Consider the following 24,328-nt stretch of genomic DNA (forward strand, 5'->3'; position numbering starts at 1 on the left):
AGGCACGCCGCCAGCGTTCGTCCTGAGCCAGGATCAAACTCTCCAAAAAAATCTTGGCTTTAACTACACAAACTAGACATTGTGCACCGTATTCTATTGACAAGGTTCATGCCATCGCTAAACTAGCGACGGCGATGAATATACCATGCCTTTCATCTTTGTGCAACCCCTAATTTAAATGAGCTTTGCATGTAATTCATCTTAGCTGTTCCCCCTCTGGCGTTTTTCTGGTATCCTTTCTTGTTGTTTTAGTGTTTTGTTTACTTTATTATCGTTATTATCGTCAACCCGGCTCTTATCAGCCAAGGAGGATCTTAATGTCTAAAAATATGTCTAAAAATAAAAAATCTAAGAAAAATCGTTCTGTATTAGGAACTATTGCTTCTTTTCTGCTACTAGTAATCTTATTTGGTGCAGCAGCCGCTGCAGTAGCTGGCTCTTTATACATAAGAGAGCTATCAGCATCTCTACCCACGGTCGAGGAAATAGCAAGGTATGAACCGGACCTTTCTACCATAGTCTATGACCGTCACAATCGGATTATCACAAGACTCTTCAGACAGAATCGTACGTGGGTTAATCTTGATGATATTCCTCTCGTCATGAGAAATGCCGTCATCGCAGCGGAAGACAGCGAATTTTACAAGCATAGGGGCGTTGATTTAAGTGCCATTTTAAGGGCCTTCTGGAAAAACTTCACCAGCGGGCGAGTAGAACAAGGAGCAAGCACCATTACTCAACAACTTGCTCGCAATATGTTTCTGACCCATGAAAAAACGTTGGAACGGAAAATAAAGGAAGCCATTCTAGCAATGCGCCTAGAAAAGATTTTTTCCAAGGAAAAAATTCTAGAAATGTATTTAAATGTAATTTATTACGGCCATGGAGCATGGGGGCTTTATTCTGCGTGCCAGTTGTATTTCAACAAAGAACCCAAGGACTTAACTTTATCCGAGGCATCCTTGCTGGCCGGCATAATAAAGGCTCCAGAGTACTACACTCCCATAAGACATCCAGATAGGGCTGCCATAAGACAGGCATATGTCTTAAGGCGCATGGTGGAACTAGGAATGATAAATCAAAAGGAGGCAGACGCGGCTAAAAAAATTCACATCAACTTCCATAGTCTCAAAAAACCTTCTTTAATGTTTGACAACGCACCATATTTTGTTTCCTACATCCTTTTCGATCATCTATTACCCAAATATGGAAGCGACTTGGTCTACAGAGGAGGTCTCAGAATATACACTACCATTGATCTGGATATCCAGCATGCTGCAGAAGAAAGCATACAGGGCCTCAAAAGTGAAGGGGCTATTGTTGCATTAGATCCCTACACAGGAGAAATACTTGCCCTAGTGGGAGGCAAGGACTTCAAAAAAAGCAAATTCAACAGGGCAACTCAAGCATACAGACAACCAGGTTCAGCCTTTAAGCCTTTTCTTTATGCAGCTGCTTTAGAAAAAGGGCTAAGGCCCGTAGACCACATCTTTGATGCACCCATATCATTTGATAACGGCATTGATGAAAATGGCGAAGAAAACATTTGGTCACCAGGTAACTACGGGGGAAAGTATCACGGAGAGGTGACGATCCTTGAAGCCCTGGTTCACTCTTACAATACAGTAGCAGTAAGGGTTGGACAAATAACAGGTATCCAAAATATCATTAACGTCGCAAGAGATGCAGGATTCACATCACCCCACCTCCCCGCAGACTTATCAATCACACTCGGCTCCGCAAGTATCACGCCCCTTGAATTGGCAGCAGCATACTGCGTATTCGCAAACGATGGCTTTAGAGTTCAACCTTTTGGCATAAAAAAGGTCACTACAGCAGCAGGAGAAGTTCTCGAAAGTTTTGAACCTTTAAAATTCCAGGCTCTTCCTCCAGAAATAGCAACAAGTATAAGATCCCTAATGGAGGAAGTTGTAAGGTCAGGAACAGGAAAACGCGCAGCGATAGAAGGCTACGAAGTATTTGGGAAAACAGGAACTACCAACGAATACAGTGATGCGTGGTTTGCCGGAGGAATTCCCAATATGGTATCCGTCGTCTACGCAGGAAATGACGACCACACCAGTCTGGGCAGGCCAGGAACTGGAGGTGCCGTAGCGGCTCCAGTCTGGAAAAACTTCGTATCAAAAGCAAAAGAATATCTGCCTAAAGATGTATCCTTCTCTGATACATCCACATATAACGTAACTGAAGTGGACATTTGTAAAGAAACCGGCTTCTTAGCGGGACATTCATGCCCAAGCACAAAAATCATTCTTCCTGCAGGCACTGCACCTGAGACGACATGCCCCATCCATGGTGAAGGAACATGGAACCTTGCAGCTTCGGATCCTAACGCTCCTAAGCTTTTGCTTTCTCCTAACGATCAAGAAGTCTTAGGAGTTACAGTTGCGTCTGTGCCAATCTACAGCATAAATCCACCTGAGATAGAAGGGCAACAGCTCGTAGTGTCACCACTTCAAACCCAAGAACCCCTTGTTGAGGTCAAACGGAAGCAAAAAGAACCCAGCAAAAAGGTCAAGGCCCCTTTACCCAAACAGAAACAAAAACTGCCAAAAGAGAGGTCTCCAGAAGAAGTAGAAAAGCGTTTCAGAGAACTACTTAAACAATATGGAATTACTGATGAGTAGAGAATAAATCATTGAAAGGATCATGAGGCCATGGCGCTGGAAGCGCTATCCTCTTAAAGAGCAACATAGCGTATCTGTCTGTCATGCCTGAAATAAAATCAATCACTGACTGTACGCGGTCAGAGGTGTATTTCTCAGGTATAAAATGAGGGTTTTCCATAAAAAAATTGAACAAAGTGCTAATTAGATGTTCTACCTTCGGCTCCTCCTCAGAAGCCCTCTTAGCAATATACACATTTTTGTAGAGAAACGCTCTTAGAGCTTCCACCGCCTCCAAGATTCTTTCGCTCATACCTATCCCATCTGGGCCACTATTATCTATAATATCCTTTACTATGGTCCCTATCCTTTTGCTATGCCTGTCGCCCAAAGTCTCCGTTACAATAAACGGCAGGTCATCAACTGTTACCATTCCCGCGCGCAAAGCATCATCAAGGTCGTGGTTTAAATAAGCCACAGAATCTGCCACTCGCACTACCCACCCTTCGAGGGTCATAGGAATATCACTATAAAAACCGTACCTTACATTGATTTGCCCTTTCGAATGCTTCAATATGCCGTCTCTGACCTCTTCGGTCAAATTAAGCCCTAAGCCATCCTTTTCCAGCACATCCACTACTCTCAGGCTCTGCTTTGCGTGTGAAAAACCTTCCTTGCCATGTAATTTAGCCAGTTTATTGAGAACTCTTTCTCCCATATGCCCAAAAGGCGTATGCCCTAGGTCATGCCCCAGTGCTATAGCTTCCACCAAATCTTCATTAAGGGAAAGGGCTCTCGCTATCACGCGAGATATTTGGCTGACCTCTAAGGTATGAGTTAAACGGGTTCTATAATGATCTCCCTCCGGCAAAAGCAATACCTGTGTTTTGTGCTTTAGCCTTCTAAAAGCTTTGCTATGAACAATTCTGTCTCTGTCTCTTTGAAAACAAGTCCTGATAGGACAAGGCTCCTCAGGCTTACACCTCCCCTTACTCATACGGCTTCTAGTTGCCCAAGGTGCCAACATATTATCTTCCTTAACTTCGTACTGCTCCCTTGCCGTTTTATCTTCCATATAGGTTCCTCCAGATAAAACAACATGGCTAACAGAGACATTGATCCCTGCTAGCCATGTATGGGTTACTCTTATTCTATAATTCCCAATGCTGCATGAGCAGCAGCCAAACGAGCTACAGGCACTCTAAAGGGAGAACAGCTCACGTACGCCAGTTCCAGCTTATGGCAGAAGGCTATACTTTTGGGATTTCCACCGTGTTCGCCGCATATGCCGATTTTTATATCTTCCCTCTGTTTTCTCCCATCATGGACAGCTATCGTCATGAGACGGCCTACACCTTCCCTATCAAGAACATGGAAGGGATTCTCTGGAAGCACCCCATCAGTTATATACTGGGCCAGGAACTTGCCTTCAGCGTCATCCCTTGAGTAGCCGAAGGTCGTTTGCGTGAGGTCATTTGTCCCAAAGCTGAAGAATTCAGCATACTCGGCAATCTCTCTCGCAACTAACGCAGCCCGAGGCACTTCAATCATTGTTCCAACTGCAAAATCAACTTCTATGTTCTCTTTTTCAAAAACCTCTTCAGATACCCTTTCTACCATCTGCTTCAGCCGTTTCATTTCTTCCTTGGTACCAACAAGGGGCATCATTATCTGAGGTTTGACATCTTTCCCTCTGGCTTTAAGCTCACATGCTGCTTCCAAAATGGCGTGTATCTGCATCTCATATATTTCAGGGAATATCATTCCTAGGCGACATCCCCTAAAACCTAACATTGGATTGCTTTCCTTCAAAGCTAAGACCCTACTTAATGTTTTCTTGTACTTTCTATATTCCTCCGTATTTTCTTTGCCTTCTTTTTCCAACTCCTCAAGCTTCAAGTTTAATTCGTGCTCCTTAGGCAAAAATTCGTGTAATGGGGGATCTAGAAGTCTAATTGTCACAGGAAGTCCTTCCATAGCCTCAAAGATACCTCTAAAATCCTTCGATTGCATTACTTTAAGTTTACCAAGGGCTTCCTTTCTAGCTTGTAAGGTTTCTGCCACTATCATTTCCTGCATTACTGGCAACCTGTCTGTTTCCATGAACATATGCTCCGTCCTGCAAAGCCCAATGCCCTTAGCTCCAAAATCCCTTGCCCTGCGCGCATCTTGAGGGGTATCAGCATTGGCCCATACCTGGAGTTTTGCCACCTTATCGGCTAATTCCAGCAACTTTCTAAAATCTCCCGAGAAGGAAGGTTGAACCAGATTAACCTCACCTAAGATAACCTCTCCTTTACTACCATCTATGGTGATAATATCTCCCTCCTTCACAACCTTACCGTTTACGACAAACTCCTTGCGCTCTGCAGAAATTTCCAAAGCCTCACATCCAGAAACACAGGGTTTGCCCAAGCCTCTTGCCACCACCGCGGCATGACTGGTCATACCTCCCCTACTGGTCAAAACGCCCTGCGCTGCAAAAAGGCCGTGAATATCATCCGGCGTTGTCTCTGGACGCACCAATATAACTTTTTCACCCGAATTACCAAGTCTTTCTGCATAATCAGCGTCAAATACCACCTTACCCACAGCAGCACCTGGAGAGGCGGGAAGCCCCTTAGCTATAGGCTCATAACTGGCCTCAGGATCTATCTGTTTGTGTAAAAGCTGTTCTACCTGTTCAGGGTTGACTCGTGACACGGCCTCTTCTAAACTTATCAAGCCCTCTTCATACATATCCACTGCTATCTTCACTGCTGCACGAGCGGTTCTCTTACCGCTTCTTGTCTGCAAAATATAGAGTTTCCCTCTTTCTATGGTAAACTCAATATCTTGTACATCTTTATAGTGTCTTTCTAGCAACTCTGCAGTATCAACCAACTCATTAAAGGCCAAAGGAAGCTCCTTCTCCAAATCTTTTATAGGTAACGGAGTCCTTATACCCGCTACGACATCTTCGCCCTGAGCGTTTATCAAAAACTCTCCATAAAGCTTCTTTTCTCCTGTAGATGGGTTCCTTGTAAAACACACTCCTGTACCACAATCGTTCCCCAAGTTTCCGAAAACCATCGTAACTACGTTAACGGCTGTGCCTAAGTCGTCTGGAATTTTATTGATTTTTCTATAGGTTTTCGCTCTAGGAGTATTCCAGCTGTTGAATACAGCGATAATCGCCATCCTTAGTTGTTCCCACACATCACAGGGGAAAGGAAAACCTTTCTCCTGCAACACTATAGCTTTATATTTGTCGATAATTTTGCTAAGGCCTTCAGGAGATATCTGATAATCGAATTCAACATTCAATTCTCTCTTGACCTGAATGAGAACGTTCTCAAAGTAACTAACATCAATACCTAAAACAACATCGCCAAACATTTGAATGAACCGTCTGTAGCTATCCAGCGCGAACCTTTCATCCTTGGACTCTGCCGCAAGCATCTTGACAGTTTCGTCGTTCAACCCCAGGTTCAAAATAGTGTCCATCATTCCAGGCATGGAAATAGCAGCACCAGAACGAACTGAAACCAAAAGGGGGTTTTCACCACCAAAATTCTTTCCCGTTTTCTTTTCAAGTTCCCGTACAGCCGATGTAACATCTTCCCAAATCCCACTCAAAAACTGTTCCTGCCTATCTAAGAATTCAAGGCAAGCCTCTGTAGTAATAGTAAAACCAGGAGGTACAGGAAGACCTATCCTGGTCATTTCAGCCAGGTTAGCACCTTTTCCCCCCAAAAGATCTTTCATCTCAGCCTTGCCCTCTTCAAACATGTAAATATATTTCTTACCAGCCCTCATAATAAATGCCTCCTCCCCAGGAATAGCTACAGCTACCCCCGTAAATAATCAAGGATTTCTTGAGCTGTCTCTTCGATGGCTCTATTCGTAACGTCCAACATCTTACATCCAATGCGCCTCATGACTTTTCTCGCAAACGACAACTCCTCCTCAACCCTTTCCCACTGAGCATATGTAGATACGTCAGCATCAAGGCCCAATAGGCGAAGCCGTTCTCTTCTTATATTAACCAGCTTCTCTGGCTGCACCATCAAACCAAAAACTTTCTCTGAAGGAACCTCAAAAAGCTGTTTTGGTGGCTCAATTTCTGGAACCAAAGGTATATTAGCCACCATAAACCCTCTATGTGCCAAATACATACATAAAGGAGTCTTACTCGTCCTAGAAACCCCGATTATAACGACATCTGCGTTAAGAAGTTCCTCTGGGCACCTCCCATCGTCACATTTTATTGCAAATTCTATGGCCTTAACTCTCCTAAAATACTCCTCATCCATCCTCCTTAATAAACCAGGAGTCTCCAACGGAGCATGGCCGATGCGCTTCTGCAATGCATCCAAAACTGGCCCTAAAATATCAATTATATCCAACCCTTTTATGTTGGCTTCTTCAACAAACCACCTTCTCAATTCATGATCCACCAAGGTGCAGACTATTATGGCCTCCACTTTTTCCGCTTCTTCTATGACTTCTTCTGCTCTATCTCTATTATTTATATAACGAAATCTCTTAAGTCTAATAGAATCCGAAGCAAACTGACTCGAAGCAGCTCTAGCTACGTGTTCGGCCGTTTCTCCTGTGAAATCTGACACCACGAAAATTGTAGTCTCCATACAAGAACATCCTTTCGTCTTATGCCTTCCCCTCCGACTTTTAACCTTTCAGTCTGCTTAAATCCCCAACAGTAGAAAATAAACTTTTTGTCTGTTTCAAAAGTGCCAAGCGATTCTTCCTTATCGCTTCGTCTTGTGCCATAACAAGAACGTTATCAAAAAACGCCGACACAAAAGGCTCTAAGCGAGAAAGGATCTTAGTGAGCTCTTCCCAATCATTATGTTCAACAGCGCGAGCTACTTCATCTTTGATGCCATTTACGCCCTCATATAGCTCTCTTTCTTGAGCTTCAACAAAAAGAGCCTCATTCGGGAATTCGGGCACTTCATCAGCCTTGTCCAAAATATTATTAACCCGAACCGCTGACGTTACTAACCCTTCAAACCAATCCTTCTTCAGTACTTTAGAAAAGGTCTCTGTAAATCTGTAAGCCTGTAGGGGGTTAGCCCAAGTAACATCTAAGGCAAGTTCCACTAATTCATGGCCGAACCCTTTCTCTTTCAATTGGAAAAGCAAACGTTGTCGGATAAAATCCAGTACCTCCGCTATCTGCTCGTCACTCATCTCATGCAAGCCAGCCCCTGCACTAAAAACCTGAATCAGGTCTAAATCTAAGCCCAACCCCCATATTATCTCATTTATGCCTCTGGCAGCCCTCCTCAACCCATATGGATCTTGAGAACCTGTAGGCTGAAGTCCAACTTTAAATCCTCCTAATATGGTATCTGCTCTCTCTGCTAAACCCACTACTGCTCCCACGACATCCGTAGGCAAAGAATCCCCTACGTATCCTGGCAAATACTGTTCGTACAAAGCAAGGGCAACTCTCTCATGTTCTCCACTTTTTTTCGCATATTCCCGACCCATAATACCTCTAAGCTCGGGAAACTCGTAAACCATATTCGTCAAAAGATCTGCCTTGGAAAGATATGCTGCACGTTCCACAAGGGGTTTCTCTTCTTCCAATCCCAAAAGAGTGCACACATGTGATGCAAGCTCTTTGACTTTGGTCGTCTTATCGTACATAGAACCCAGTTTTTCCTGATAAACTATATTTTTTAAACCTTCTACCCTGTTCTTCAAAGGCACCTTCAAATCTTCTTTCCAGAAGAATGCAGCATCCGACAACCTGGCTCTAAGTACCCTTTCGTTACCCTCTCTTACATTGGCCATGTTAGTGGCTCTATTATTGCTAACACCTATGAAATACGGCTTGAGCTTCCCAGAAGAATCCCTCACGGGGAAATATCGCTGATGGTGCTTCATCGTGGTAACTAGAACTTCTTCTGGCATCTCAAGAAAAGACTCATCAAAGGTGCCTACAAAAGGTACAGGGTATTCAACCAGATATAGATTTTCCTCCACCAGCTCTTTGTCTAATTGAGCCTTACCATTTATCTCTTTCTCTAATACAGCAATTCCCATCATCATTTTTTCTTTCCTCTTCTCAGGATCCACTATTACGTAATTTTCATATAACTTGGAGAAATAATCATCAACTTTTTCTAAATCAAAGGTTTTAGCCCCCATAAACCTATGCCCCGAAGTCTTTCTATCTGATGTGATGTTACCGTATTTAAAGGACACAACCTCTTCCCCATAAAGAGACAAAATCCACCTAATAGGCCTGGCAAATCTTATCATGGAGCTATCCCAATACATGTTTTTAGGAAAGACCAACCTCTTTATTATTTTTTCAAGAATCTCTGGTAAGATTTCTCTTACGTCCTTACCCTCAGTCCTTCTTACGGCAAAAGCAAAATAGCTCCCTCCTACTTCCCTTTTCTCCAGCTCTTCAACATCTACGCCTTTGCTTTTTGCGAATCCCTTTGCAGCTTTTGTGGGGTTGCCATACGCGTCAAAAGCTTGTTCCCACGCAGGTCCCTTAAAAGCTTCCACAAAATCTTCCTGTCTTTCACTTAAATCTCTTACATAAATAGTCAATCTCCGAGGAGTAGCAAAGCTTTGAATACATCCAAACGAAAGCCTCGCCGCACTAAATTCTGTTTTCGCTATCTCTTCTATCTCTTTGACAGCCCATGAGACAAATCGAGCTGGTATTTCTTCTGTCCCTATCTCAAACAAAAAATCTTTCGTAATCATCTTAGCGCCTCCCTATTCGGTCTTAAATTTACCCATGAGAGGATATCCCAATGCCTTACGCTGTTCACAGTAAGCAGCGCAACAGCGGCTGGCCAAATTGCGAACTCTCGCGATATATCCCGTTCTCTCCGTAACACTTATGGCATTACGAGCATCAAGAAGGTTAAACGTATGAGAACATTTCAAAACATAATCGTATGCTGGGAGGACAACTCCCGCGTTAAGAGCCTTTCTTGCCTCCTCCTCATACATTGAAAACATTTGAAACAACATCCTGGTATCTGCTATCTCAAAATTGTACTTGGAATGCTCGACTTCACCTTGAAAATGAACGTCGCCGTAACTTACTTCTCCAACCCAATTGAGATCAAAGACACTATCCACTTTCTGTACAAACATAGCCAACCTTTCAATTCCATAGGTCAGTTCTACTGGCACTGGGTTCATATCCACGCCACCAACTTGCTGAAAATAGGTAAACTGGGTTACTTCCATGCCATCTAACCACACTTCCCACCCTAGTCCCCAAGCTCCTATTGTGGGAGATTCCCAGTCGTCCTCCACAAAACGCACATCGTGGTCTTCAGGTTCGATGCCCAAAGCTCTCAAACTTTCCAGATAAATATCCTGAACATCCGCCGGCGTAGGCTTCAAAATAACCTGATATTGATAATAATGCTGCAACCTGTTAGGATTTTCTCCATAACGCCCATCTGTAGGCCTACGAGATGGTTCAACATAAGCAACCCGCCAAGGCTCAGGGCCAAGGACCCTCAAGGTAGTTGCTGGATTCATCGTACCAGCCCCGACTTCAATATCGTAAGGCTGTTGAATAATACATCCTTGATCCGCCCAAAACTTTTCAAGTCGCATTATTATTTCCTGGAAATTCAATTTATTCCCTCCTCGCCTATGGAAACTTCATTTTATTTTTCATACTATACAGTTTCTTGTAGTGCCTCTATCAAAAGTTTATTGCACTTTTTTATTACAAGGGAATCTACTAAATCTAACCTTGAACCCCACTCTACAAAATCAGCCTTTTTAAGAAAGGCCGAATTTTTAAGTACAGTTAGCAAGGTTGAGTCAATAGCTATACCGCCATTTTTACCCACCTTACAATCAGCACAAAGAACACCCTCCTTGGTCAAATACCACCATTTGGCTTTCTCCCTCCCACATTCATGGCAGATCCCAATTTCGGGAGCTGTGCCCCAAAGTTTAAGCCATCTCCAAAAAAATCTCCACTCTGTCAGAGTGGAAGGAATTTTGGGATTTTCAAGAAACTTCATGGACCAATAGAATAAAGCAAGGATATTATCGTTTTCCTGCTGAACCATCAACGTTGAACAAAGCACCCTTGCCCATTCCATAGCAAGCCTCAACCGCTTAGGCATTTTCCTCAAAGCCCAAAAATCGTCTTTTACATCTAGGTTCTTGAGATAAACTCTGCTGGGTGTCCTATATATATCCACTATGCTCCATATCAAGGGATCAGTAGCTCCACCAAATCTAATTTTCCCTCTCCCCGCTCCTGGAGCAAACACCCATGTAGGGCCATATCGTTTCAAAAAAAAATATATATTCCTATCACCAGAGGAAGTGTCTAACCTTCTCAAGACCACTCCTTTTGTCCGTACAGTGCCTTGTCTTTGAGTCTCTACTGTAGCATCAACTAACATCTAGAGATATCCCATCCTCCTCAGTTCCCTTTCTGAGTTCCTCCATCCAGGCCTTACCTTAACCCATAAATCCAGGTAGGCAGGATAACCAAATTGCTTCTCTATCTCTTCTCTTGCCTTTTTCCCTATCTTCTTAAGCATTCGCCCGCCCTTACCAATAAGAATTCCCTTTTGACCCTGCCTTTCTACGTAAATATCGGCCCTTATAAACAAGGTATCTCTTTGTGGATACTCCTCCGGGCTCTTAAACTCTTCTATCACAACAGCTACAGAATGAGGCACCTCTTGTTCTGTTTCTTCGAGTATCTTTTCTCTTATTATTTCCTCTGCCACAAACTTTTCTGTGAAATCTCCTACAAACTCCGGTGGATACAAAAGGTCTCCTTCTGGAAGCATTTTTATTACTGTATCTACAAACTCACCTACTCCTTCACCAGTCAAGGCAGAAAGGATAACAGCAGCTTTTATATTAATCTCTTGTCCATATAATGAAACTAATCTTTCCTTTGCTTCTGAAGGATTATCCGCCAAATCTATTTTATTAATTACAAGCACAACTGGAGCCTTAGAATTTTTTTTCATTCTTTCTATCATAACGGCATCTTCAGATCCAAGGTTTCGGGTACGAGCATCCACTATGTAACACACAAGATCCACTTTTTCCATGACATCACAAAGCTGTTTTTCCATAGCTTTGCCTAAGAGATGTAAAGCTTTGTGCAAGCCAGGCGTATCAATAAACACAATCTGCCCCTCTGAGGGACGGGTTATAACGTATCTTGTACATTTACGGGTGGTTTGGGGCTTTGGCGACACTATCGAATATTTCCATCCTAATAAAGCATTAATCAAGGTAGATTTACCTACATTTGGCTTTCCGACAAGCGCAACCATGCCTGATCTAAATTCATCCATGCTCAATTTCAGACACCTCCCATTCATCTACCTTGATTGAAAGGGAAAGGCAACAGTTCCTCCAAGCGAAGGACCTCAGGGCTACCATCCTTCTCAACAACTATTTTCATCCGCTCATTAAATTCCGTCATAACTTGCAAACAAGCTCCACAAGGATAGCAAGGATTCTGTTTAAGGGAATACACCGCTACAGCCAAGGGCTTAGCACATCCTTGAACCCTGGAAGCAGCCAACGCATTTCGCTCAGCACAGATAGTAAGCCCATAGCTTAAATTTTCTACATTGCAACCAAGAACTATTCGCCCATCTGCACAAAGGACGGCAGCTCCAACCTCAAAATTAGAATAAGGGCAATATGCTCTAAGAGCTGCCTTTTTTGCTTCCTTCAACAACTTACTATAGTCTATGTTTGTTTGATTTATCTCTTCCATTTGAGTTTAAGCCATCCTCCTCAGGAGCATCTTCCACCAAAGTTAATCTAGCCTGTCTTATCCTATGTTTACTTACCTCAACAACCTCAATGTCCCAAGGACCATACCTAAAGTGCTGTCCTTGCTCTGGGAAATGCCCCGAAAGAGAAAGAATTAATCCTCCCAGAGTATCCGCCTCATCCGATTCAAAGTTATAATCTAAAGCCTCACTTAAATCCTCCAAATCAATATACCCTTTCACCATGTAACTCCCGTCTTCTTTCTTATTTACCAATGGTGTTTCCCTGTCATATTCATCCTGTATCTCTCCTACTATTTCCTCCAAAAGGTCCTCCAAAGTTACTAACCCCGCTGTACCTCCATACTCGTCTACCACTATGGCCATATGAACTCTTTTGTTTCGCATAACATCAAACAGATCAGCAATTTTCATGGTTTCAGGGACAAACAATGCTTCGCGTTTAAGCTCTTTTACCGGTATGTCCAGCTTTCCTGCCACAATGACACCCATAACATCTTTTACGTAAAGTATCCCCGTTATATTGTCCACATTGTCTTCAAACACTGGAACTCTAGAGTGTCCGTAATCCTCAAAGACTTTAACAGCCTCTCCCAACGTAGTCTCCCCCGCAACCGCCACCATATCAGTTCTAGGAATCATGATTTCATATACCTTTGTCTCTTCAAAAGAAATAACTCCGTGAATCATTCGCCTTTCCTCTTCTTCTATGGCTCCCGAAGCCTCCCCTATGTTCACCATCTGCTCAATTTCCTCACGAGTAACAAATGTATTTCCCCCTGCTATGTCTAGTTTAAAAATTGCACCAATAAACTGGACAATGATTCTAACAAAGGATAAAAGGGGTAACACCAAATAGCTAAACAATCTCAGAATAGGTAAAGCAACCAACACTATCCTCTCAAAGTGGGAAATTGCCACACTTTTAGGCAGGATCTCTCCAAAGATTACTATGAAGACAGTCATACCCCCTACTGCAATTAAAAGACCTTTTTGGCCAAATAACAACATACACACTGACGTAGCTACTGCACTGGCTGCTATATTGACAAGGTTATTTCCTATAAGGATAACCGAAAGCACTTTCTGCATATCCGCCAAGAGCCACTCAATTGTTTTTTTCTTCTGTGGAAATTTTTCCTCAAGGGCCAGCAGCCTTCCTCGTCCAACTATCGTTATAGCTGTCTCAGAAGCACTAAAAAAAGCGGAACAGAAAAGCAGGACAGCTAAAACAACAAACCCCGTATAAATATCCTCTACCACAGATATATCAGCCTCCTGAAATTAGCTTGTTATTTTTTTATATTTATCTATAAGTTTATTTTGCAATGACCACATAAATTCCTTTTCTTTTTCCTCCCTATGATCCAACCCTACAAGGTGCAAAAAACCATGTATTACGACCAGCAATAATTCTTCTTCATAACTATTCCCGTTGTTTCCCGCGTTTTCCCTAACTACCTCCGGACACACTAAAACATCTCCTAATTCTACTACCGGCAAGTGATTTGGAGGCACAAAAACCCCTTCTTCTTCCCACAGCGGGAAGGACAATACATCTGTGGGATCGTCAAATCCCCTATACTTCCCATTAACATTCTTTATATAGTCTTTATCTACAAGGCTAAGGGAAAACCTGCACCTTTCCATCTTCTCCATAGTACTTGGCAAATAATTCCACACGTATTCAAGACATTTTTCAAGCTTTTCCACATCTAAAGCGCAAAGACTCACCACACTATCACTATCCACATCGATTTCTAGTTTCTTACTTGCCATTCTGCCCCTCCTCTAATTTACCATCTTCAGGTTCAAGGGAGGTCACTTTTCGAGAGTGATACATATGTCTAAGTGATTTTATAAAACTCTCTTTTATGACTGAAATATCCCTTAAGGTAAGAGGTGTTTCATCTAGTTGAGATTCCTTTATTTTGGTCTCTATAACGTCACAAACTATGCCTTCGATATCCGGAGCCACACCAGCCTCCTGCCAGACAGCGCGTACCGCAGCTTCAACTGAATCTGCCAACATTACTATAGCAGTTTCAGCGCTTTTTGGCTTAGGACCTGGATAACAGAATTGAGAAACCGACACATAATCGCCTGCCATTTTGGCTTTCTTATAAAAATATTGAAGGCAAGTGGTGCCATGATGCTCTCTAATAAAATCTCTAATTTTTAAAGGCAGTTTGTATTCCCTTGCCAACTCCAATCCATCCCTCACATGAGAGATTATAACTAAGGCCGACATGGAAGGAGCTAACTCATCATGTACGTTTTCCCCCGGCCTTTGATTTTCCACGAAAAAGTGGGGCCTCCGTAATTTGCCAACATCATGGAAATAAGCACCAGCTTTAACCAGTAGGGAGTTTAACTCGAGGCTTTCCGCGGCTACTTCAGCCAGAGTCCCCACCATGAGTGAATGGTGATACGTACCGGGCGCCTCAAGTTGCAAGCGCTTCAAAAGCACATGTGATGGGTGTGTAAGCTCTACAAGCTTTAACGGCGTCATAGCACCAAACAAAACCTCCCATAGAGACAGGAATACTACTCCAATAACCGATGACAACACCGTCCACAAAACAAAAATAACCACAGTTTCCCAATTTATTTGTAAGGAAAAACCGAACATAGCAATCAATACTGCTAAGACTACTAAAACACCAATAGCACAAATTGCTACGAACAGTTTATCGCGAGTTCTCACCTTGGGTATAAATAAGTACCCGCCGCACGTGCTAGCACTTACAGTAACAAAGCCAAGGATCAAATCCATTAAAGAATAAGCAGGTGATGCCAAAACACCTAAAATCCCTGCTCCCAAAACAAGATGGAACGCTACGGAAGGCTCCAATATAAGATACAGCCATATAACAAGAGGTAAAACGCCTACTCCTACCCCACCTAAATATGTTGTTACGCCTAGGAGTACCCACCCTAAGGCCATAGCCGTCGTAACCATTACTTCGTTTTTAAAGTTAAACAACATTCCTCGTCTTCTTAAATACCAGCGAATCCACATTCCCCACAAAATAGTCATCAATGCAAGAGAAACAACATATTTCCACGGAAATTTTTCAGGTAAATATCCTTGCATCACTAGTATTTCCGCTCTTTCCGGCGTTACTATTTCTCCCCTCCAAACTATCACATCTCCGACTTTAAGTCTTTTTTCAACAGGTTCAAATTGCTCCTTTAGATAATCCCGGTAAGCTTTGACTGATCTAGTATCTAACTCCATTGCCATCTTGAAAATATCCAACAACACCTGATATGCCACGTTTCTTTCAGAACTATCTAAATGAGATGCTTCTAGCTCAGACCAGATATCCTCTTCTGAGATGCTTATGGGATGAGATTTCAACAATCTTCTGCCGGTGAGGGAGATAATTTTAAGCAAATTGTTCCTTTTTTCTTCTGGAAGTACATCAAGCAAATATACTAACTTGCTATCCAACATATTGCTATAATAGCCATTTCCTAAATACTCTAATTTTTCTGCGACCTCTCTGGCTTTCTCCGGCTCATAAAGGAGCACGCCAAAGGCCCTCTCGCTCCATTGCTCCTTCAGCCAGAGGGCCATATCTTCATCCTTATAATCCATCCCATATCGGGCATAAAAAGTCCGAGGCGCAGGTTCACCTACTGCAAAGGAGTTGCTTTTTCCCCGCAGCCACCAACCGCAGGAATAGATTGAGGATAAAACCACTACCCAAACTGCTAAAAGAGCCAGCAGTTTAAGGTTCGACCTCGTTAAAAAACTGCTTTTCCTATCATCTTCACCGCTGTTCATATTTTTCATAAGCCTGTACTATTTTTTGGACTATTTCGTGCCTCACCACATCACTACGATCCAAAAACACGAAATCAATGCCAGATATTCCTTGAAGGACATTCTGAACTATCTTAAGCCCTGATTCCTTGCCAGTAGGCAAATCTATCTGGGTGATATCTCCTGTTATAACTGCTTTTGAACCAAAACCTAATCGAGTTAAGAACATTTTCATTTGTTCAGGTGTAGTGTTCTGAGCTTCATCCAAAATGATAAAACTATCATTCAAAGTCCTTCCTCTCATGTAAGCAAGAGGAGCTATTTCTATAACTTTCTTTTCCACGTACTTCATAAAGCGCTCCGGTGAAAACATCTCATAAAAAGCATCGTATAGAGGCCGCAAATAAGGTTCGACTTTTTCTCTCAAATCACCTGGCAAATAACCTAGGCTTTCCCCTGCTTCGACCGCAGGCCGCACTAGAACGATCCGAGTTATAGATCCTTCCTTAAGGGCTGCAACAGCCAAAGCTACGGCCAAGTACGTTTTACCTGTTCCTGCCGGGCCTATCCCAAAGACAACGTCATTTTTCCTTATCGCATCAACATAACGCTTTTGCCCCTCTGTTTTAGGCCTTATAGGCTTCCCTCTATAAGTCATGCAAATGACATCTTCATACAAAGACAAAAGATCCGTTTGACCTTTCTCCGAAAACACATTCAACGCGTACGTCATCTCAGCTCTACGCAAGGCATGTCCTTTCCGTACAATTTTGATCATCTCATTAACAAGCTTCGATACCAAAACCACCACATCTTCGTCTGGTCCCTGTATGACAATCTCTTTGTCTTTCACCAGCAACTGTACGGGGAAGCGTTCTTCCACTATGCGCAAGTTTTCGTCATGTTGCCCTAAAAACCGCATCATCGTTGCTTCATCGGGAATAACAACTACTGCACTATAAGTTATAAGCTATCACCTCTCTGTTGAAATTAATGAAAGCCTATGGCTATTTTTATCCTCTTTTTATGCTATTTACATCTCCCTGACAACACTTTTTATCTCTGGGATATCCTTTTTTAAAACAGCCTCTACCTGGGCCCTAAGGGTTTCCTGCGCAAAGGGGCAACTCCCACAAGCCCCCTGCAGCCTTACCTTCAAAACCCCATTCTGCTCATCAAATTCAACAAACTCAACATCTCCGCCATGACTCTGGAGCGCCGGCCTTATTTTTTCCTCAATAGTACTTAATATCTGCTTTTCAACTGACATCTTTTTCCCTCCATTTTCAGTTTCTCTCAATCACGATCATACAGCGGGATTATATCATACGGGATATGCAACATTTTCAATAGCCTCTTGGAGGCCAACATCCCTTTTAGTCTCTCTAGCATATTTCCTTACTAAGAAATCTTTAGCAACAGCTGGGAAAAGGACATAACTAAGAACATCTTCCGGCTCTACAATCCAGGGTTCCATTACTTCCCTTGCCTTCTCAAGCTCCGGCTCCAAGATTTCCCCAGGGCGCCCTTTAATAGGCTCATCTTCTCCTATTACAATTTTCTTTATCTCTTCGTCCATCTTCCCTGGAGGCCTCCCATAGAAACCTAAGAAATAGTTTTTAACTTCTTTTGGCACTACCTTCCATCTATTACCGGTAAGCACGTTTAATGTCGCCTGAGTTCCAACAAGTTGGCTCGTAGGAGTAACAAGAGGTGGATATCCCATCTCTTTCCTGACTTTGGGCACTTCCTCCAGAACATCATGTAATTTTTCTAATGCATTTTGTTCCTTTAGCTGGCTCACAAGGTTAGAGTACATTCCTCCAGGAATTTGGTAGATCAACACATTTACATCTACACCCTCTATCCCCATCACCAAGCTGCGATTTTCCTCTTTGACCTTCTTGAAATGCTCAGCAATGGGCACCAGCTTTGTAAGTTCTATCCCCGTGTCCATTTCACTACCTTTCAGTGCAGCCACTATTGCTTCTGTAGCTGGCTGACTTGTCCCCATGGATAGCGGCGATATGGCACAATCGACCACATCTGCCCCTGCCTCTATAGCCGCAAAATAAGCCATAGAGGCCATCCCGCTGGTATAATGGCAATGTACCTGCACAGGCAAAGAGGTCTTTTCTTTTATGGCTCGAACTAAATTGGCCGCATCCACAGGGCTCAAGAGGCCTGCCATATCTTTGATACATATGGAATCAGCCCCCATATTCTTCATCTCTTGCGAAAGCTTAGCGAAAGAATCTAGGGAATGAACAGGAGATATCGTATAGGAGATACACATCTGTAGATGACAGCCTTCCTTCTTGATCTGATCCGCCGCAACCTCCATATTCCTTAAGTCATTTAAAGCATCAAACACTCTTATAATGTCCAAACCATTACCTACTGCCCTCTTTACAAACTCTCGCACGGCATCATCAGCATAATGGCGATATCCCACCAAATTTTGCCCTCTAAGAAGCATCTGCAGTTTGGTTTTCTTGAATCTCTTTCTAAGCTCTCTAAGACGTTGCCACGGATCCTCATCTAAGAAACGCATGCATGCGTCAAAAGTTGCCCCACCCCACACCTCTAATGAATGATAACCTACCTCATCCATGAGCTCCGCAACAGGTAACATGTCTTTAGTCCTCATCCTCGTTGCCATTATAGACTGATGAGCATCTCTTAGGGCTGTTTCCGTAATAAACACCTTTTTTTTCTTTTGCTTCTCAGGCTGAGCCTGCACTTTCTCCTCTTCCGCCACATTTTTCACTAAACTATTATCTTGCTGCTTGTTCGGCCTCTTCTTTCTCGGTTCCATTTAGGCACCTCCAAGTCATACTGTTCCAATGCTAGCTATTTTATACGTATGTTTATTTTTATTCCACAATTAAATATCGACCTTCGATTTTTGCCACAATGCCTCCAATTCTTCCAACGAGTATTCCGTCCATTTTTTACCACTTCTTTCTATTGACTCTTCTATAAATTGGAATCTTCTCGTAAATTTATCATTGGCCTTTTGCAGGCATATCTCTGCATCCTTCTTAAGATGCCTAGCCAAATTAACTACTATGAAGAGCAAGTCTCCCAACTCCTCTTCTATTTTGCTGTCATCTCCTTTTTCTCTCGCTTCCTCCAACTCTTCTATCTCCTCCTGCAACTTGTCAAAAAGAGGGGCAATCTCCCCTTGAGGCCAATCAAAACCCACTTTTGCCGCTCTTTCCTGTATTTGCAGTGCTCTAATTAAAGCAGGCAATTTTTTGGGAATCCCAGCTAGTATAGAAGAGTCTTTTCTGCCTTCCTTTCTCTCCTCTTTTTTTATTTTCTCCCAGTTTTTCCTCACTTCCTCACTACTTTCCACCTCAGTGTTACTAAATACATGAGGATGCCTCCTTATCAACTTTGCTACTAGCTTCTCCACAACCGAGCTAAAGGTAAAAATCCTCTTCTCATTGGCAAGTTGAGATATAAACACTACCTGCAGAAGTAGATCGCCGCACTCTTCCTCTATATCCTGGACATCCCCTCTATCTATCGCTTCTACAAGTTCATAAGCTTCTTCTATTATAAAAGGTTTAAGAGTTTCCATGGTTTGTTCTCTATCCCAAGGACATCCACCTGGAGCTCTAAGTCTTTCCATTACCCCCAATAAATTGTCCACCTTATCTCCTAAATCTTTTTTATCTAACATTCAAATTCCTCCCTAAATACTCAAAAAAGTTCTAAGTGCCCTATCTAAAAGGAGTAAGCCCCTGTATCCACCGGGTCCTACTATACTACCATCAGATTTATAAAACCACTCGGTGGGAGATAGCTTTGGCAATATATCCTTACATTCTCCCCACACCAAAGTTTCCTCTTTTGTGCATCTTACACTTACAATATCTAAACGTGGCCCTATGAGCTTAATCCTGGCCGCTGAGAACAAAAATATCATACTTTCCGGCAACTTCCCGAATCTATCTCTGGCTTCCTTTTCTAAAGCATAAACCTCCTCTAGAGATTCACTTCTCAATAATCTGCGGAAAAATGCCACTCTTACCGATGATTGGGGCATAAAGTAAGAGGGGAAAGATAATGGTAACCTTATATCCACATGAGTTTGAGCAAACTCTTGCCTGCCTTTCAACTTAGCAACCTCTTCTTCCAACATTTTACAGTACAGATGAAAACCTACTCTCTCTATGTGCCCATGCTGGCGAAATCCTAAAATTTCTCCCCCTCCTCTTATTTGAAGATCTCGCTTAGCCAGCTCGTAGCCCGTCAACTCCTCCCCTAAATCGGCTATCGCTTCCAATCTTTCTCTGGCCTCTTGAGTAAGTGCCTCCTCTTTGGGATACATAAAAAAGGCGAAAGCTTGCTCCTCCCTCCTTCCAATTCTACCCCTAAGTTGATACAGCTGGGCCAGCCCCAGCTCCTGAGCATTATCTACGATAAGAGTATTGGCAGAAGGGATATCTAATCCACTTTCCACAATGGTTGTACATACTAGGACATCAATTTTACCTGCCACAAATTCCTCCATAACGGAATTTAGTTCCCTCTCCTTCATTCGCCCATGAGCAACCCCTATTCTAATTTCAGGCAGAAGCTCTGACAGAAACAAAGTTTTTTGTCTAATAGTCTCAACTCTGTTATGAACATAAAAGACCTGCCCTCCTCTGTTTTTTTCTCTAATTATTGCCCGTTTAACTAAAACTGGATTCCAAGAGCCAATGTACGTTATAACCGGTTTACGCCTATATGGTTGAGTATTTATTACAGACAGGTCTCTAAGCCCACCTAGGGCAAGATACAAAGTCCTTGGTATGGGAGTTGCTGTCATTGTTAAGACATGGACACTTGGCTCAATAAACTTAGGCAGCTCCTTGTGAAACACACCAAAGCGGTGTTCTTCGTCTATTATCACTAACCCTAGATTTTTAGCTTTTATATCTTTTTGAAGCAGTTTATGGGTTCCTATCAAGATATCGACCTCCCCAGAAGCTAAGCCTTCCTTGATGCGCCTATCCTCCGAGGGAGGCGAAAACCTGGTAATATGTTCTATATTTACCGGTAAACCTGAACATCTAATCTTAAAGGTCATGTAATGTTGTTGAGAAAGAATCGTCGTAGGGGCCAACACAAAAACTTGTCTTCCATTTTCCACCATCTTGACGGCTGATCGGATTGCAACCTCCGTTTTCCCTATACCCACATCGCCTACAAGCAATCGATCCATGGGCCTATCTGATTCAAGGTCTTTTTTTATCGCCTTTAAGGCTTTATCTTGATCTGGCGTCAATGAAAAAGGACAATCTGATTCAAGCTTCTTTAGAATCTCTCCGTCCTTGCCACAAGGGGTGGCTTTTACGGTCTCTCTCTGGGAATACATGGCTACCAACATCTCTGCAGCTTTCTGGGCTCTTTCTTTCGCCTTCTCCTTAGACTTCTTCCAGGCTCTCCCTTTAAGCCTATCAAGCTTTACCTCCATAGTCTCGGGAACATAATAAGGAGCTATCTTATAAAGCTGCAATAGTGGAACCATTAGCCGTTTTTTCTCCGCGAACTCCAAAACAACAAAATCTGTGGACATGCCATCCACAGTAAGAGTCTCTATGCCTAAATTCTTTGCTATGCCGTAATCTTCATGCACCACATACGAAGATTTGATTACTATCTCGTTCCACTCTAAAGGAGGACCTGCATGATAAACCTTACCTTCAGTAGAGGCAGACAAACCATACAGCTCCAGATCACTTAAAAAAACTTCCTTAGTAGAATGGTCTATGAAACCACTAGAAAGCTTTCCTTTTGCAACGCACACATTCGGATCATGTTCAAATAAAGAAACATCCTGAACAGAATGGAAAATGTGTATATTATAATTTTTTCCCCCCCAATATCTGACAAAACCCCTATAAGCTCTAACATCCCCCTTGAATTGGGGGAGCTCTTCTATCCTTGCCCTAAATTCTGCTAGCTCTATCTTCTTGGCAATCTCTATTGTCATTAGTTCGCTAAAACAGCCTAAAAGTTTTTCCCAGCTCAATGATGTTGATTTGTTGGCATTTGTATTTTTATAAACTTCCTCAGCAAGCCAGCTCCAGTCACTAGCGTTTTTCTCTATTTCTGCAGGTTCGTATAGTATCACTTGCGTATTTGAGGGGATTATCTCCTCAATATCAGCTCTTTTCCCGCTATTTAAGCTAAAAAAACAAACTTCCTCTATAACGGAAATACTTCTTTGATCATCAGGCTTGAAAAAGCGCACACTTTCTACTACTTCATCAAAAAATTCAATGCGAACAGGATTTTTGCTTGTGGGGCTAAAAACGTCTACTATACTTCCTCTGCTTACATATTGTCCCGGCAACCAAACGATATCTGTTCTTTCATAACCTTCATTTGAAAGCCACTCCAAAAGTTCTTCTCTGTTAACTTGGCTATGCTTTTTTATATGAAACACCTTTTCTGGAAGGATAAAAGGAGCTAGAAGTGACGCAGGCGTAGAAGCCAAATGGCTTTTCCCTTTGCTCCAGTCTAGGAGGATTTGCCCTCTATTTACCTTTAGCGCCTCGTTTTCAAAACCCTCAGGAGTTAAAGGTAATTCTGGCAAAACTTCAATTTTTTTCTTGCCTGCAATAGACATCCAGTCTAGAACAAAATCCTCCCGGGTTCTTTTATCTGGAAAAACAAACAAAACTGGAGGAGATAGCATTCTTGAGATCCAAGCCAAAGCACTCGTTTTACCTTTTAAGTGTAGGCGAACTCTCCCCTTGCTTTTTTCTGAAGACAATTCACTTAGATCCTTTATGTACCTAAATCTATTCATTTTCACCTTTTTAAATAAACTGTGCGCAAGGGAGAGAAATCACAGTGCTTCTCAGTCCCCCGCGCACAAAGAATTTTATTCCAAAACAAAAGAATTAGCTACCTGCATTCCAATATCCCAAGCACCATCTGCGACGTACCTGACAACTTCAATTGCTTTATCGAAAAGTGCTGGCAACTTCTCCTTCTCTTCTTCCGTAAATTCAGATAAGACGAACTCAGATAACTCCCCTTGAGCTTTTTCATTTCCTATGCCAATCCTCAGACGAGGAACCTCAAAAGTCCCAAGAGAGACCAATACAGACATAATACCATTATGTCCACCAGCTGAGCCCTTTTTACGAAGTCTCATTTTCCCGAAAGGTATAGCTACATCATCATAAACTACCAACAAGTCACCAGCATCACAACTAAAACCTTCCGGTAAATCCTTTAAAGCCATGCCGCTTCTATTCATATAGGTTGTAGGTTTCATCATGGCTACTTTCCTGTTACCAATATCAACAGGCCCCCACAGCATGTAGTTTCTGTTATGAACTCTCAGCTTTGCCTCTGTTTCTTCGATCAACCGATCGACGAAAAGCCAACCAACATTATGCCGTGTCCACACATATCGGGGACCTGGATTCCCCAACCCTACCACAAGCAGCAAAAAACTATTCCCCCTCTTCTTTCTTTCCCTTCTTGATGACTTCTACTTCCGTCTCTTCTTCCTCAACCTCAGTTTCCTCTACTTCAATCCTTGCAGTAGAGATCATAACTACAGGTGTATTGGGGTCTTGCTCTACCACAGCACTCTCTGGCAAAGGCAAATCCTTTATGTGAATTACCTCGTCTATACCCAATTTTGATACATCTACAACTATTGATTCAGGAATTTCCTTGGGAAGCACCTCCATCTCTATTTCGTGCATTAAAATCTCAAGAATTCCACCCTGTTTGACACCCACACACACATCCTTACCTACCACATCAACTGGAACATTAACCATAACTTTATGCCCCTTGACAAGTTTGAGGAAATCAATATGAAGAATCTCCCCTGTCAAAGGCTCTCTTTGAATTTCCTTCATCAAACACTCTGCTTCTGTTCCATCCTCAAATTGGCATTCAATTCTTATTGTTTCCCAGTGTGCAGAGTTGGCAAAAGGCCTAATAGCTTTAGCATCAACCATTACAGGAACAGCTTCTTTTAGCTCTGGACCATAATATATTCCTGGAATATAACCTTCTTTCCTTATTTTCTTGTTAGCCCCTTTACTTCCTGTTTCTCTTCTTTTCATGGGAATTCTTGCATTAAGAGTCATCTTTCGTTCCTCCTTTTTATACTCTAA

At 42.5% G+C, this 24,328-nt stretch carries 19 protein-coding genes; 1 reads left to right on the forward strand and 18 read right to left on the reverse strand.

What is annotated here, in order from left to right:
• The first annotated feature begins 317 nt into the window (after positions 1–317).
• Positions 318–2,648, forward strand: coding sequence for a transglycosylase domain-containing protein (locus H0Z23_RS04655; protein WP_296867810.1), 2,331 nt, complete (start codon positions 318–320; stop codon positions 2,646–2,648).
• Here H0Z23_RS04655 and H0Z23_RS04660 read toward each other — a convergent pair.
• From H0Z23_RS04660 to H0Z23_RS04745, 18 genes are all read right to left on the reverse strand, one after another.
• Positions 2,635–3,702: a deoxyguanosinetriphosphate triphosphohydrolase gene (locus H0Z23_RS04660; protein ID WP_296867811.1), complete on the reverse strand. Its 1,068-nt coding sequence runs from the start codon at positions 3,700–3,702 to the stop codon at positions 2,635–2,637. The genes H0Z23_RS04655 and H0Z23_RS04660 overlap by 14 nt on opposite strands.
• 71 nt (positions 3,703–3,773) lie before the next feature.
• Complete coding sequence (gene ppdK, locus H0Z23_RS04665) at positions 3,774–6,425, reverse strand: pyruvate, phosphate dikinase (RefSeq protein WP_296867812.1); 2,652 nt, start codon at positions 6,423–6,425, stop codon at positions 3,774–3,776.
• 32 nt (positions 6,426–6,457) lie between these two features.
• The gene (locus H0Z23_RS04670) at positions 6,458–7,258 is read right to left on the reverse strand and encodes a pyruvate, water dikinase regulatory protein (protein WP_296867813.1); all 801 of its coding nucleotides are present in this window, start codon (positions 7,256–7,258) and stop codon (positions 6,458–6,460) included.
• Between the two features lie 40 nt (positions 7,259–7,298).
• Positions 7,299–9,362, reverse strand: coding sequence for a glycine--tRNA ligase subunit beta (glyS, locus tag H0Z23_RS04675; protein ID WP_296867814.1), 2,064 nt, complete (start codon positions 9,360–9,362; stop codon positions 7,299–7,301).
• Between the two features lie 12 nt (positions 9,363–9,374).
• Positions 9,375–10,256 carry a glycine--tRNA ligase subunit alpha gene (gene glyQ, locus H0Z23_RS04680; protein WP_296867815.1) on the reverse strand — a complete coding sequence of 294 codons (882 nt, stop codon included), beginning with the start codon at positions 10,254–10,256 and terminating at the stop codon, positions 9,375–9,377.
• 44 nt (positions 10,257–10,300) lie between these two features.
• The gene (gene recO / locus H0Z23_RS04685) at positions 10,301–11,044 is read right to left on the reverse strand and encodes a DNA repair protein RecO (RefSeq protein WP_296867816.1); all 744 of its coding nucleotides are present in this window, start codon (positions 11,042–11,044) and stop codon (positions 10,301–10,303) included.
• Positions 11,045–11,959, reverse strand: a complete 915-nt coding sequence (gene era / locus H0Z23_RS04690; RefSeq protein WP_296867853.1) for a GTPase Era — start codon at positions 11,957–11,959, stop codon at positions 11,045–11,047. It lies immediately after the preceding gene.
• 23 nt (positions 11,960–11,982) lie between these two features.
• On the reverse strand, positions 11,983–12,390 hold the full coding sequence (locus H0Z23_RS04695) for a cytidine deaminase (RefSeq protein ID WP_296867817.1): 408 nt from the start codon (positions 12,388–12,390) through the stop codon (positions 11,983–11,985).
• Entirely contained in the window at positions 12,356–13,672 is a 1,317-nt protein-coding gene (locus H0Z23_RS04700; RefSeq protein ID WP_366928872.1) for a hemolysin family protein, read from the reverse strand. Before H0Z23_RS04700 ends, H0Z23_RS04695 begins: the two co-directional genes overlap by 35 nt.
• Before the next feature lie 21 nt (positions 13,673–13,693).
• Complete coding sequence (gene ybeY, locus H0Z23_RS04705; RefSeq protein ID WP_296867818.1) at positions 13,694–14,188, reverse strand: rRNA maturation RNase YbeY; 495 nt, start codon at positions 14,186–14,188, stop codon at positions 13,694–13,696.
• Positions 14,178–16,211: an HDIG domain-containing metalloprotein gene (locus H0Z23_RS04710; protein WP_296867819.1), complete on the reverse strand. Its 2,034-nt coding sequence runs from the start codon at positions 16,209–16,211 to the stop codon at positions 14,178–14,180. Before H0Z23_RS04710 ends, ybeY begins: the two co-directional genes overlap by 11 nt.
• Positions 16,189–17,106 carry a PhoH family protein gene (locus H0Z23_RS04715; protein ID WP_296867820.1) on the reverse strand — a complete coding sequence of 306 codons (918 nt, stop codon included), beginning with the start codon at positions 17,104–17,106 and terminating at the stop codon, positions 16,189–16,191. The genes H0Z23_RS04710 and H0Z23_RS04715 overlap by 23 nt, the downstream gene beginning before the upstream one ends.
• Before the next feature lie 108 nt (positions 17,107–17,214).
• Entirely contained in the window at positions 17,215–17,451 is a 237-nt protein-coding gene (locus tag H0Z23_RS04720) for a NifU family protein (protein ID WP_296867821.1), read from the reverse strand.
• A gap of 54 nt (positions 17,452–17,505) precedes the next feature.
• On the reverse strand, positions 17,506–18,999 hold the full coding sequence (locus tag H0Z23_RS04725; RefSeq protein ID WP_296867822.1) for a pyruvate carboxylase subunit B: 1,494 nt from the start codon (positions 18,997–18,999) through the stop codon (positions 17,506–17,508).
• Positions 19,000–19,068: 69 nt separating this feature from the next.
• Positions 19,069–19,872 (reverse strand): nucleoside triphosphate pyrophosphohydrolase, encoded by an 804-nt coding sequence (mazG, locus tag H0Z23_RS04730; protein ID WP_296867823.1) that lies wholly within the window; start codon positions 19,870–19,872, stop codon positions 19,069–19,071.
• Positions 19,873–19,884: 12 nt separating this feature from the next.
• Positions 19,885–22,995 (reverse strand): DEAD/DEAH box helicase, encoded by a 3,111-nt coding sequence (locus tag H0Z23_RS04735; protein WP_296867824.1) that lies wholly within the window; start codon positions 22,993–22,995, stop codon positions 19,885–19,887.
• Positions 22,996–23,070: 75 nt separating this feature from the next.
• Positions 23,071–23,637 (reverse strand): aminoacyl-tRNA hydrolase, encoded by a 567-nt coding sequence (pth, locus tag H0Z23_RS04740; RefSeq protein ID WP_296867855.1) that lies wholly within the window; start codon positions 23,635–23,637, stop codon positions 23,071–23,073.
• A 13-nt stretch (positions 23,638–23,650) separates the two neighbouring features.
• Positions 23,651–24,301: a 50S ribosomal protein L25 gene (locus H0Z23_RS04745; RefSeq protein ID WP_296867825.1), complete on the reverse strand. Its 651-nt coding sequence runs from the start codon at positions 24,299–24,301 to the stop codon at positions 23,651–23,653.
• Positions 24,302–24,328: the final 27 nt, after the last annotated feature.

Origin of the sequence: Thermovirga sp., assembly GCF_017656375.1 — a bacterium.
Classification (GTDB): domain Bacteria; phylum Synergistota; class Synergistia; order Synergistales; family Thermovirgaceae; genus Thermovirga.